The 11,620-nt window shown below is 67.5% G+C and carries 10 protein-coding genes; all 10 read right to left on the reverse strand.

Features of this window, described 5'->3' with window-relative positions:
- Positions 1-27: 27 nt before the first annotated feature.
- Positions 28-4,614: a DNA-directed RNA polymerase subunit beta' gene (locus tag HNQ05_RS10380; RefSeq protein WP_147146237.1), complete on the reverse strand. Its 4,587-nt coding sequence runs from the start codon at positions 4,612-4,614 to the stop codon at positions 28-30.
- 10 nt (positions 4,615-4,624) lie between these two features.
- A complete protein-coding gene (rpoB, locus tag HNQ05_RS10385) occupies positions 4,625-7,999 on the reverse strand; it encodes a DNA-directed RNA polymerase subunit beta (protein WP_147146235.1) in 3,375 nt (1,124 codons plus the stop codon).
- Positions 8,000-8,226: 227 nt separating this feature from the next.
- Entirely contained in the window at positions 8,227-8,607 is a 381-nt protein-coding gene (rplL, locus tag HNQ05_RS10390; protein WP_013457252.1) for a 50S ribosomal protein L7/L12, read from the reverse strand.
- A 24-nt stretch (positions 8,608-8,631) separates the two neighbouring features.
- Positions 8,632-9,159, reverse strand: a complete 528-nt coding sequence (gene rplJ / locus HNQ05_RS10395) for a 50S ribosomal protein L10 (RefSeq protein ID WP_147146233.1) — start codon at positions 9,157-9,159, stop codon at positions 8,632-8,634.
- Between the two features lie 216 nt (positions 9,160-9,375).
- On the reverse strand, positions 9,376-10,065 hold the full coding sequence (gene rplA, locus HNQ05_RS10400; protein ID WP_147146232.1) for a 50S ribosomal protein L1: 690 nt from the start codon (positions 10,063-10,065) through the stop codon (positions 9,376-9,378).
- Positions 10,058-10,492, reverse strand: coding sequence for a 50S ribosomal protein L11 (gene rplK / locus HNQ05_RS10405; RefSeq protein WP_013457249.1), 435 nt, complete (start codon positions 10,490-10,492; stop codon positions 10,058-10,060). The genes rplA and rplK overlap by 8 nt, the downstream gene beginning before the upstream one ends.
- Positions 10,493-10,536: 44 nt before the next feature.
- The gene (nusG, locus tag HNQ05_RS10410) at positions 10,537-11,106 is read right to left on the reverse strand and encodes a transcription termination/antitermination protein NusG (protein ID WP_147146230.1); all 570 of its coding nucleotides are present in this window, start codon (positions 11,104-11,106) and stop codon (positions 10,537-10,539) included.
- Positions 11,103-11,285, reverse strand: a complete 183-nt coding sequence (gene secE, locus HNQ05_RS10415) for a preprotein translocase subunit SecE (protein ID WP_013457247.1) — start codon at positions 11,283-11,285, stop codon at positions 11,103-11,105. Before secE ends, nusG begins: the two co-directional genes overlap by 4 nt.
- A 2-nt stretch (positions 11,286-11,287) precedes the next feature.
- A complete protein-coding gene (gene rpmG / locus HNQ05_RS10420; RefSeq protein WP_013457246.1) occupies positions 11,288-11,452 on the reverse strand; it encodes a 50S ribosomal protein L33 in 165 nt (54 codons plus the stop codon).
- A gap of 71 nt (positions 11,453-11,523) precedes the next feature.
- Positions 11,524-11,620: EF-Tu C-terminal domain-related protein (locus HNQ05_RS10425; protein ID WP_183677486.1), on the reverse strand; the 97-nt coding region annotated here is incomplete at its 5' end.

Consider the following 11,620-nt stretch of genomic DNA (forward strand, 5'->3'; position numbering starts at 1 on the left):
GGGGACGGACCCCCGGGGCGGATCGGGCTAGCCTTCGGCCCCGGCCTCGGCGCCGGCGCCGGGCAGCACCTGGGTGGTGACCACCTCTTCGGCGGCCTTGCGGGCCTCCTTGAGGCGCTCGAGGGTGCGCTCGTCGACCACCTGGGTGCGGCGCACGAAGTCGGTGCCGGTGCCTGCGGGAATCAGCTTGCCGAGGATGACGTTCTCCTTGAGGCCGATGAGCTCGTCCTTCTTGCCCCAGATCGCCGCCTCGGTGAGCACGTGGGTGGTGTGCTGGAAACTGGCCGCGGAGAGCCAGGAGCGGGTGTTGAGCGCGCTCTTGGTCACGCCCATGAGAAGCGGCTTCCAGCTCGCGGGCATCTTGCCCTCCTCCATCAGCGCCTCGTTGACGCGCTCCACCTCCCAGCGCTCGAGCACCTGCCCTTCGAGCAGCTTGGATTCGCCGGGGTCGGTGACCTCGACGTACTTGAGCATCTGGCGCACGATCACCTCGATGTGCTTGTCGTGCACCTTCACGCCCTGGGCGCGGTAGACGCGCTGGATCTCGCTCACCAGGTAGCGCTGCACCGCTTCGGGGCCCTGGGCCTCGAGCAGCTGGTGCGGGTCCACCGCGCCGCGGGTGAGCGGGGTGCCGGCGGTGACGCGGTCGCCCGTACGCACGGTGAGGCGGGCGCCTTTGTCGACCTTGTATTCCTTCTTGAATTCGCCGCTGACCACGCGCACCAGCAGCTTGTCTTCGGTCTCCTCGACCTCGACCTCGCCGTCGATCTCGGCGATGATCGCCTTGACCTTGGGCCGGCGCGCCTCGAAGAGCTCGATCACGCGCGGCAGACCCAGGGTGATGTCGGAGCCGGTGGCCACGCCGCCGGTGTGGAAGGTGCGCATCGTCAGCTGGGTGCCCGGCTCGCCGATCGACTCGGCCGCGACCACGCCCACGGTCTCGCCGATCGAGACCGGCTGGGCCATGGAGAGGTCGTAGCCGTAGCACTTGCGGCAGACGCCGTACTCGGTGCGGCAGGTGAGCGGGCTGTAGACGGGGACGGTCTCGAGCTCGCCCGCTCGCGCCGCGGCGACGAGGACGTCCACGTCTTCGCGGCTGAGCATCTGCCCTTCGCGGAAGCTGCGGCCGCCGGCCTCGAAGTCACGGGCGACGGTGCGGCCGTAGAGGGTCTGCTCGATCTCGCCCTCGCGGCGCAGGCTGCGCTCGCCGGTGGCCGAGGTCTGGAAGAGGGGCACCTCCATGAAGTCGGTGGTGCCGCAGTCCTCCTCGCGCACCACGATCTCGTGGGCCACGTCCACCAACTTGCGGGTCAGGTAGCCCGAGTCGGCGGTGCGCAGCGCGGTGTCGGCCCCGCCCTTACGGGCGCCGTGGGTGGAGATGAAGTACTCGAGCACGGTCAGCCCCTCGCGGAAGTTGGCCCGCACCGGGACCTCCATGATCTCGCCGGAGGGCTTGGCCATGAGACCGCGCATTCCGCCGAGCTGGCGGATCTGGGTGCGGTTACCGCGGGCGCCCGACTGGGCCATCACGTAGAGCGGGTTGAAGGGGTAGCGCTCCTCGAAGTTCTTGAAGAGCGCTTCCGTCACCTTCTCGGTCACGTCGGCCCAGAGCTTGATGATCTGACGGCGGCGCTCCTCGTCGGTGAGCAGGCCCTGCTTGTAGGCGTGCTCGATTTTGTCGAGGGCCTCGTCGGCCTCGCGCAGGTACTGCTGCTTCTCGGGCGGGATGATCACGTCGTCGATGCCGATCGTGATCCCCGAGGAGGTGGAGAAGTGGAAGCCCTCGGCCTTGAGCACGTCGAGCAGGCGGGCGGTCTTCTCGATGCCGAGGAGCAGGAAGGAGCGGTAGACGAGGTCGCGCAGCGAGTTCTTCTCCTGCGCCACGTCGTAGTTGAGCAGCTCCTGGGGCACCTCGGCCTCGGGGTCGCCGTCCTTGATGGCCTCGATGACCATGCGCACGAAGAGGGCGCGGCCGGGGCTGGTAACGCGAACCTGACCGTTGACGCGGATGCTGACCACGTCCTGCAGGTCGATCAGGCCCTGGTCCACGGCGACGATGGCCTCGTCGACGCTGGCGAAGACGAACTTGTAGCGGCCGACGGTGGTCTCCTCGCCGGCAATCTTGATGGGGGCATTCAGCGCGATCTCGCCCTTGTCGTAGGCCTCGATGGCCTCGACCGGGGTGGCGAACTCGCGGCCCGCGCCCTTCTTCTCCCGGCGCAGCTGGGTGATGTAGTAAAGCCCCAGGATGATGTCGCGGCTGGGCTTGGCGATCGGCTCGCCCGAGGCGGGGCTGAGGAGGTTGTGGGCGCTGAGCATCTGCACCCGCGCCTCGGCCTGGGCGTAACTGGAAAGCGGCACGTGCACGGCCATCTGGTCGCCGTCAAAGTCGGCGTTGAAGGCCTCGCAGACGAGCGGGTGCAGCTGGATCGACTGACCCTCGACGAGCACCGGCTGGAAGGCCTGGATGCCGAGGCGGTGCAGCGTGGGGGCGCGGTTGAGGAGGACCACCTTGCCGTGGATCACCTCTTCCAGCGCGTCCCAGACCTCGTCCTTGATGTCGCGGTGGCGTTCCAGCATCCGCCGCGCCTGCTTGATGTTGGCGGCGATGCCCTTCTCCTCCATGCGGCGCAGCAGGAAGGGCTTGAAGAGCTCGAGCGCCATCCGCTTGGGCAGACCCGTCTGGTGCAGCTTCAGCTGCGGCCCCACGACGATCACCGAGCGGCCCGAGTAGTCCACCCGCTTGCCCAGCAGGTTCTGGCGGAAACGCCCCTGCTTGCCCGAGAGGATGTCGGTCAGCGAGCGCAACGCCCGGTCGGAGCCGGGGTTGGTGACGGGGCTGCCGCGGCGGCCGTTGTCGATGAGGGCGTCCACGGCCTCCTGGAGCATCCGCTTCTCGTTGCGGATGATCATCTCCGGCGCCCCCTGGCTCATCAGCTTCTTGAGGCGGTTGTTGCGGTTGATGAGGCGGCGGTAGAGGTCGTTGAGGTCGCTGGTGGCGAAGCGGCCGCCGTCGACCTGCACCATCGGGCGCAGGTCGGGCGGCAGCACCGGCACCGCCTCGAGCACCATCCACTCGGGCCGGTTGCCCGAGGCCTTGAAGGCGCGCACGATCTCCAGGCGCTTGCGGGCGCGGCTGCGCTTGTGGCGGCTGGGGCCCAGCATCTCCTCTTCCAGCTCGGCCTCGAGCTGGTCCAGGTCGAGCTCGGAAAGCAGCACCTGCACGGCCTCGGCCCCCATGCGCGCGTCGATGTCGTAGCTCTCGATGACGCGCACCACCTGGCGCACCAGGTCCACCTCGACGCGGCCGTAGATCTCGCTCGTCACCTTGCCGCCGTCGGCGAGCACGTCGCCCGGGGCGATGCGGTCGCCGGTGGTCACCTCCACGTCGTCCTCGAAGGGGTAGAGGCGGGCCTTCATCACCACGATCGAGGCCGGCTCGTGCAGGTGCACGATGCCGTCGGCCTCGGCGTGGACCTCCTCCTCGGGGTCGATGGCGCCCACCAGCTTGTCGCCCTTGAGCACCTCGGCGCCCTCGCCCACGAGGACGTGCATGTGGGGCTCGAGCCGGTAGTCCTGCACCCGGGCCCACTCGACGGTCATCGAAAGGAAGACGCGGTCGCCCTCCTCCTCGGCCTCCAGCTCGGTCACCTTGACCCCGCGGGGCAGGCGCACCGCGCCCGGCTCAGCCGCGGCGACGGGGTCGCCGGCGTTCACCAGCTCGCCGTGGCCCACCTTGAGGGCGAAGCCCACGGGCACCAGGTAGACGGCCACCACCTCGTCGCTCTCGGGGTCGCGCAGGCGCACCAGCGCCCCCTCGTCCCACTCGAGCACCTCGGCCACCCCCGCGGCTTCGCTCTCGAAGACGAAGGGATCGCTCAGTTCGGCGATGGGCTCGCCCGCGTCGTAGCGCTCGGCCTCGATCCAGGCCTCCTTCGGCAGCACCAGGTGGGCGCGCTCGCGCTCGAGGTACTCCACCGAGATGCGGCGGGGGAAGCGGAAGAGCGCCACCCCGTCCATCTTGCTGACCACGCCCGGGGCCAGCTCCTGGCCCTTGGTCACGTAGTCGCCGTCCTTGATCAGGGCGTCGGTGCCCAGGGGGATGGCGTAGGTCTCCTGGCGGCCGAACTTGAGCTCGCGGTACTGCTCGTCGCTGAGCAGCTCCCCGCGCTTGATGGGCACGCCCTCGAGCATCGCCCCGCCGGGGTCGATGACGATGTACTTGGCGAAGTAGAGCACCTGCTCCAGCTCGCCCGCGGTCAGGTCGAGCAGGGTGCCGATCTTGCTGGGCACGTCCTTGACGTACCAGATGTGGGCCGCCGGGGTCGCCAGCTCGATGTGGCCCATGCGGTAGCGGCGCACGATCGACTTGGTCACCTCGACGCCGCAGCGTTCGCAGACCTTGCCCTCGAAGCGCTGGCGCTTGTACTTGCCGCAGGCGCACTCGTAGTCCTTGACCGGACCGAAGATGCGCTCGTCGAAGAGGCCGTCGCGCTCGGGCTTGAGCGTGCGGTAGTTGATCGTCTCCGGCTTCTCGACCTCGCCGTACGACCAGGCGTGGATCTTCTCCGGGCTGGCCAGGGCGATCCGTACTTTCTTGAGTTCTCTCTTCATCAGCCCTCCCCTAGCGGCGCGAGGCCAATCCTTCAAAGATGTCGATGACCCGCTCGTTCTCGTCGAGCGTCTCCACGTCCAGGCCCAGGGCCTGCAGCTCCTTGACGAGCACCCGGAACGACTCGGGCACGCTCGGCGTGGGCACGTCCTGGCCCTTGACGATCGCCTCGTAGGCGGCGTTGCGGCCCTCGATGTCGTCGGACTTCAGCGTCAGCATCTCCTGCAGGGTGAAGGCGGCGCCGTAGGCCTCCAGCGCCCAGACCTCCATCTCGCCGAAGCGTTGGCCGCCGAACTGCGCCTTGCCGCCCAGCGGCTGCTGGGTGATGAGCGAGTAGGGGCCGGTGGAGCGGGCGTGCATCTTGTCCTCGACCATGTGGTAGAGCTTCATGATGTACTGGATCCCGATCACGATCGGGCCCTCGATGGGCTCGCCGGTGCGGCCGTCGTAGAGAACCGCCTTGCCCTGCTTGAACAGCGCCTTCAGCTGTTCGCGCGGCTCCAGCTCTTCGGGCACCACGCCCATCTTGGCGGCGCGCGCCATCACCTCCAGCTCGCGCCGGTCCAACCCTACGCCGTGCTTCTCGCGCTCGGCCCAGCGAAGTTCGAAGGCTTGGTCGAGGAGCTCCTTGATCTCCTCCTCGCTGGCGCCGTCGAAGACCGGGGTGATGAACTCCATCCCCAGCTCGTAGGCCGCCAGGCCCAGGTGGATCTCCAGGATCTGTCCCAGGTTCATGCGGCTGGGCACGCCCAGGGGGTTGAGCACGATGTCCACCGGGGTGCCGTCGGGCAGGTGGGGCATGTCCTCGGGGGGCAGGATCTTGGAGACCACGCCCTTGTTCCCGTGGCGGTTGGCCAGCTTGTCGCCCACCTGCAGCTTGCGCTTCTGCGCCACGTAGACGCGCACCACCTCGCGCACGCCCGGCTTGAGCTCCACCCCCGGGTCGCCGCGGCGCAGCCGCAGGGTGCGCACCACGATGCCGCCCTCGCCGGGAGGCACGCGCAGGCTGGTGTCCTTGACGTCGCGCGCCTTCTCGCCGAAGATCGAGCGCAGCAGCCGCTCTTCGGGGCTGGGCTCGGTCTCGCCCTTGAAGCTGGTACGGCCTACCAGGATGTCGCCCGCCTTCACCTCGGCGCCCACGCGCACGATGCCGTCCTCGTCGAGATCGCGCAGCGCCGCCTCGCCCAGGTTGGGGATGTCGCGGGTGATCTTCTCGGGGCCCAGCTTGGTGTCGCGCGCCTCGATCCCGTAGCGCTCGATATGGATCGAGGTGTAGTGGTCGCGGCGCAGCAGGTTCTCGCTGATGATGATGGCGTCTTCGAAGTTGTAGCCGTCGAAGGGCATGATGGCCACGAGCACGTTCTGCCCCAGGGCCAACCGGCCGTGGTCGGCGGCGGGCCCGTCGGCCAGCAGGTCGCCCTTCTTGATCTTGTCGCCCACGCTCACGCGCGGCCGCTGGTCGATCGTCGTGCCCTGGTTCGAGCGCACGAAGCGGCGCAGCTTGTACTCGCGCAGGTTCTTGTTCTTCTGCTCGATGACGACGCGCTCGCCGTCCACGTACTTGACCACGCCGTCGACGTCGGAGTAGACGCTGGTGAGCGAGTCGCGGATCACCCGGTCCTCGATCCCGGTGCCCACCGCCGGCGCCTCGGCCCGGATCACCGGGACCGCCTGGGCCTGCATGTTGGAACCCATCAGCGCGCGGTTGGCGTCGTCGTGCTCGAGGAAGGGGATCAGGTTGGTGTTGACCGAAAAGACCTGCTTCGGGCTCACGTCCATGAACTCGACCTCGGACGCGTCCACGATCTCGGGCTCACCCCTGCGGCGGGCGACGACCCGGTCGGTGGCGATGCGGCCGTCCTCGTCGACCGGGGTGTTGGCCTGGGCGATGGTGTACTTGTCCTCCTCGGTCGCGGTCATGTAGACCACGTCCTTGGGGTTCATGCTGACCACGCCCTTCTTGACCTTGCGGTAGGGGGTCATCACGAAGCCCAGGTCGTTGATCAGCCCGTAGGCCGCCAGCGAGTTGATGAGGCCGATGTTCGCGCCTTCTGGCGTCTCGATCGGGCAGATGCGGCCGTAGTGGGTGCGGTGCACGTCGCGCACGTCGAAGCCGGCGCGCTCGCGGGTGAGGCCGCCGGGGCCGAGCGCCGAGATACGGCGCTTGTGGCGCATCTCGTCGAGGGGGTTGGTCTGCCCCTTGAACTGCGAGAGCTGGCTGCGCCCGAAGAACTCGCGGATGGCCGCGGCCAGCGGGCGGTTGTTGATCAGCTTGGCCGGCGTGGCCGCCTCGGGGTTGCCCATGATCATGCGCTCGCGCACCCCGCGGGCCATGCGCCCCAGGCCGATGCGGAACTGGTCGGCGAGCAGCTCGCCCACGGTGCGGATGCGGCGGTTGCCGAGGTGGTCAATGTCGTCGGCCTCGTAACCCTCCTCGCCGCTGGAGAGCGCGAGCAGGTACTTGATCGTCGCCAGCAGGGCGTAGTCCTTGAACTCTCCGTCCTCGAAGCCGAGGATGGTGCGGCTGGGCAGCTTGATGCCCAGCTTCTCCTCCACCTTGTAGCGGCCCGGCTCGCCCAGGTCGTAGCGGCGCGGATCGGCGAGCAGCGAGACCAGGTAGGAGGTCGCCTTGTCCTTCTTCGGGGGGTCGCCCGGGCGCAGGATGGTGAAGAGCCGCAAAAGCGCCTCGGACGGGCTCATTTCCAAAATCGACTCGTCCAAAACCCCCGTCAGCAGCTCCGGGAAGGCGCCGAGCTCCTTCTTGAGGCTCACGGCGTCGTGCCCCAGGACCCGGAGCAGCAGGATGACGGGGAACTTTCTCTTGTTGACGCGCATCAGCAGCGCGCCCGAGGAGTCGAACTCGAGGTCGATCCAGGGGCCGCGCTTGGGCAGCGGGATGACGGCAGCGACGAAGCGGTCGGCGCGGTTCGGGTCCGGAGTGAAGTAGACGCCCGGGGAGCGGTGGATCTGGCTGACGATGACGCGGTCGGCCCCGTTGATGATGAAGGAGCCGTCGTCGGTCATCAGCGGCAGGTCGCCGAGGAAGACCTCGTCCTCCTTGATGAGGCCGGAGTCGCGGTGGATCAGCTGCAGGCGGGCGTAGAGCGGCGCCTGGTACGTGAGGTCCTTTTCACGGCAGTCGTCGGGGCCGAACTTGGGTTCGCCCAGGCGGTACTCGAGAAAGTCGAGCACCAGACCGCCGCGCCCCTTCTCGCTCTCCTCGACCGGGAAGACCTCCTTGAAGGCGGCCTGCAGGCCGAAGTTTTCCCGCTTGCTCGGGGCCACTTCCAGCTGCAGGGCCTTGCGGAAGGAGTCCACCTGAATCTGGGTCAGCGGGGGGAGGGGAATGACTTCTTTGATGCTGCCGAACCGCTTTGTTTTCCTCATGCGCTCACCTCTGGCAGGGCCACAGCGCCCTCCCGTCGCCCGCACCCGCGGGTGCAGGGGCGAAAAGGCCGAATCGTGCTCGCTTGCTGGGCATCCGCTGCTGTCTTCATCTTACACGGAAGGGTGGGGAGCCCCGGACCCGGGCGCTGGCCCGGATCCGGCGTTCCCCTTAGTCGCACACCCGGTGGGACGGCTACCGGCGTAGGCGCGCCGCCAGCCGAGGCACGCTACTTCAGTTCGACGACGGCGCCGACTTCCTCGAGCTTCTTCTTGAGCTCCTCGGCCTCTTCCTTGGAGACGCCTTCCTTGATGGCGCCGCCCTTTTCCACCAGCTCCTTGGCCTCCTTGAGGCCCAGGCCGGTGATCGCGCGGACCTCCTTGATGACCTTGAGCTTCTGGCCGCCGGCTTCCTTGAGGACCACGTCGAACTCGGTCTTCTCCTCGGCCGCGCCGCCCTCGGCACCGCCGGCGGCGGCCACCGCGGCCACGGCCACGGGGGCGGCCGCTTCCACGCCCCACTCGTCCTTGATGCGGTCGATCAGCTGCTTGAGCTCGAGCACCGTCGCGCCGTTCAACTGCTCCATGATCGCGTCTACGTCCAAAGCCATCTTCATTCCTCCTTTAACGTGCGGCTACGCCGCTTCTTGTTTGCTTACGTACGCGTCCAGCAGGCCCACGAACTCGCGCTGCGCGCCCTCGAGCACGCCCACGAGCTCCGACATCGGCGCCTGCAGCACGCCCACCAGTTCCGCCCGCAGCTCGTCGAGCGTCGGCAGCTCGGCGATGGCCTTGACTTCCTCGGGCGCCAGCTTCTGGCCCTGCAGGAAGCCCGCCTTGATCTGCGGGATCTCCCCCGCGTTCTCCTTGGCGAACTGCACCAGGGCCTTGGCCACGGCCACCGGCTCGTCGTAGATCACCACCGCGCTGGGTCCCTTGAGCACCTCGTCCACCTCGGGCAGCTCTAGGTCGCGGATGGCGATCCGGATCAGGGTGTTCTTGGCCACGAAGATGCGGCCGCCGGCCTGGGTGACCTGGCGCCGCAGCTGGAACTCTTCGTTGGCGTCGAGACCCTGGTAGTTCACCAGGAAGAACGAGCCGTTCGTCTGCTGGAGCATCTCCTTGAGGTGTCCCAGCAGCTGCACGTTGCGTTCACTCGGCACGTTCTCCTCCTGCCTGTCAGGGGTGGGGGTCCCCCGAACCGGTTGCTTCGAAACGCTCCCCCTCGCGCCTCGGCGGGATGTTTAAGGCCTGATGCCCCCCGCGGTCTTCAGCGTCCTGCCATGGCGCGGACGAGTCCGCACCGGGGTGCCGAATAGCGAGTGTATACCCGAGCGGCCATTGGGAAAAGAGGTCTGGGTCACAATTGCCGCAGCCGCTCAGCTGTGGGGGTCCACCTTGATCGAGGGACCCATGGTGGTCGTCAGGTAGACGCTCTTCAGGTAGGTGCCCTTGGCCCCTTCGGGCTTGGCCTGCTCGACGGCCTTGATGAAGGCGCGCACGTTGTCGGCGATCTTTTCGGGCTCGAAGCTGGCCTTGCCCACGGGCGCGTGCACCACGCCGGTCTTGTCGTTGCGGAACTCGATGCGGCCGGCCTTGATCTGCTTCACGATCTCCCCGATGTTGAAGCCCACGGTGCCCGCCTTGGGGTTCGGCAGCAGCCCCCGCGGCCCCAGCACCCGGCCCAGCTTGGAGCCCACCGCGCCCATCATGTCGGGCGTGGCCACGACGGCGTCGAAGTCCATCCAGCCGTCCAGGATCTTCTGCACCATCTCCTCGCCGCCCACGTAGTCGGCCCCGGCCTCTTCGGCCTCCTTGATCTTCTCGCCCTTGGCGATGGCGAGCACCCGCACCTGCTTGCCGGTGCCATGGGGCAGCGCCACGGTGGAGCGGACGTTCTGATCCGACTTGCGGGGGTCGATGCCCAGCTTGATGTGGGCCTCCACCGACTCGTCGAAGCGGGCCGAGGCCAGCTCCTTCACGGCCTTGGCCGCCTCGTCGATGGTGTAGACCTTGTTCGGGTCGATCTTCTCGAGGAGCGCGCGGTAACGCTTGCCGTGCTTAGGCATCGGGCATCCCCTCCACTTCCACGCCCATCGAGCGGGCGGAGCCGGCGATCTGACGGGCGGCGGCCTCGAGCGAGCCGGCGTTGAGGTCCTTCATCTTCTGCTCGGCGATCTTCAGGCAGTCATCCCAGGTGATCTTGCCCACCACCTCGCGGCTGGGGTTGGACGCACCCTTAGTGATCCCCGCGGCCTTGCGGATCAGGTAGGAGGCCGGGGGCGTCTTGGTGATGAAGGTGAACGAGCGGTCGGCGTAGATGGTGATCTCCACCGGCACGATGGCGTCGCCCATGTTCGCCGTGGCCGCGTTGAAGGCCTTGCAAAACTCCATGATGTTGGCGCCGTGCTGGCCCAACGCCGGACCAACGGGCGGGGCCGGGGTGGCCTTGCCCGCAGGCAGCTGCAACTTAACCAAACCGATGACCTTTTTCATGTTGCCTCCTCAGCTCCCCCGCAGTTCGGGGTACGAACGCTGCTTCAGGCGCGCACCACCTGGGAGAAGTCCAGCTCCACAGGCGTTTCGCGACCGAAGATCGAAACCAGGACCTTGACCTTGTTGCGCTCGGGGTTGATCTCGCTGACCACGCCGGTAAAGTCGGCGAAGGGTCCGCTGACCACCCGCACCACGTCGCCTTCCTTGAAGGTGACCTGGGGCTTGGGGCTTTCCTTGCGCCCCGCCAGGCCGCTCACCTCGAGGATGCGCTGCACCTCGTCGGGGGTGAGCGGGACCGGACGGTACTTGCCGCCCTCGCTGGTGCCCACCACGCCGGTCACGCCCGGGGTGTTGCGCACCACCTCCCAGGCCTCGTTGGGGTCCTCGGGGTTGTCGCCCAGGTCCATCTGTACGAAGACGTGGCCCGGGAAGAGCTTGCGGTAGACCGTCTCCTTCTTGCCGCCTTCGCGGTGTTCGACGATCTCTTCGGTCGGGATCAGGACCTGGAAGATCTTGTCCTGCATACCCAAGGCGCGGGCACGCTTTTCAAGGTTCTCCTTGACCTTGTCCTCGTAACCGACGTAGGTGTGGACCGCGTACCATTCGATGCTCATTGCAGGATTCTTTGCATGACCGCGCCGAAGGCCATGTCGTAGATCCAGAAGATCGTCATCGAGAACAGCGTGAACAGCAGCACCGCCTCGGTCGACTGAATGATCTCATCGCGGCTCGGCCAGCTGACCCGCGCCAGTTCGGCCCGGGCTTCGCGGAAGTAGGTGATGATCTTACCCATCGCTACGCCTTGACTTCCTTGTGCACGGTGTGCTTGCGGCACCAGGGGCAGTACTTCTTGATCTCCAGCTTGCCCGTGGTGTTGCGGCGGTTCTTCTCGGTCGCATAGTTGCGCCGCTTGCACTCGGTGCACTCCAACAATACCTTAATGCGTACGTCGCTCGCCATCTCGGTCCTCTTCCTTTACGCGCGGCAGCGTAGGGGAGGTGGACGCCTCCCCTACGCCACGGGCCGCGGTGTTACTCCAGAATCTTGGTCACGACCCCAGCGCCCACGGTGCGGCCGCCCTCGCGGATGGCGAAGCGGAGGCCTTCTTCCAGGGCGATGGGCTTGATG

Source organism: Oceanithermus desulfurans, from assembly GCF_014201675.1.
GTDB classification, from domain to species: Bacteria; Deinococcota; Deinococci; order Deinococcales; family Marinithermaceae; genus Oceanithermus; species Oceanithermus desulfurans.

What these genes read in the sequence shown, in the direction of transcription:
- secE (WP_013457247.1), bottom strand. Translation starts at nt 11,285, where the DNA reads ATGGGTAAGATCATCACCTACTTCCGCGAAGCCCGGGCCGAACTGGCG.
- rplK (WP_013457249.1), bottom strand. Translation starts at nt 10,492, where the DNA reads ATGAAAAAGGTCATCGGTTTGGTTAAGTTGCAGCTGCCTGCGGGCAAG.
- nusG (WP_147146230.1), bottom strand. Translation starts at nt 11,106, where the DNA reads ATGAGCATCGAATGGTACGCGGTCCACACCTACGTCGGTTACGAGGAC.
- rplL (WP_013457252.1), bottom strand. Translation starts at nt 8,607, where the DNA reads ATGGCTTTGGACGTAGACGCGATCATGGAGCAGTTGAACGGCGCGACG.
- HNQ05_RS10380 (WP_147146237.1), bottom strand. Translation starts at nt 4,614, where the DNA reads ATGAAGAGAGAACTCAAGAAAGTACGGATCGCCCTGGCCAGCCCGGAG.
- rplA (WP_147146232.1), bottom strand. Translation starts at nt 10,065, where the DNA reads ATGCCTAAGCACGGCAAGCGTTACCGCGCGCTCCTCGAGAAGATCGAC.
- rpoB (WP_147146235.1), bottom strand. Translation starts at nt 7,999, where the DNA reads ATGAGGAAAACAAAGCGGTTCGGCAGCATCAAAGAAGTCATTCCCCTC.
- rpmG (WP_013457246.1), bottom strand. Translation starts at nt 11,452, where the DNA reads ATGGCGAGCGACGTACGCATTAAGGTATTGTTGGAGTGCACCGAGTGC.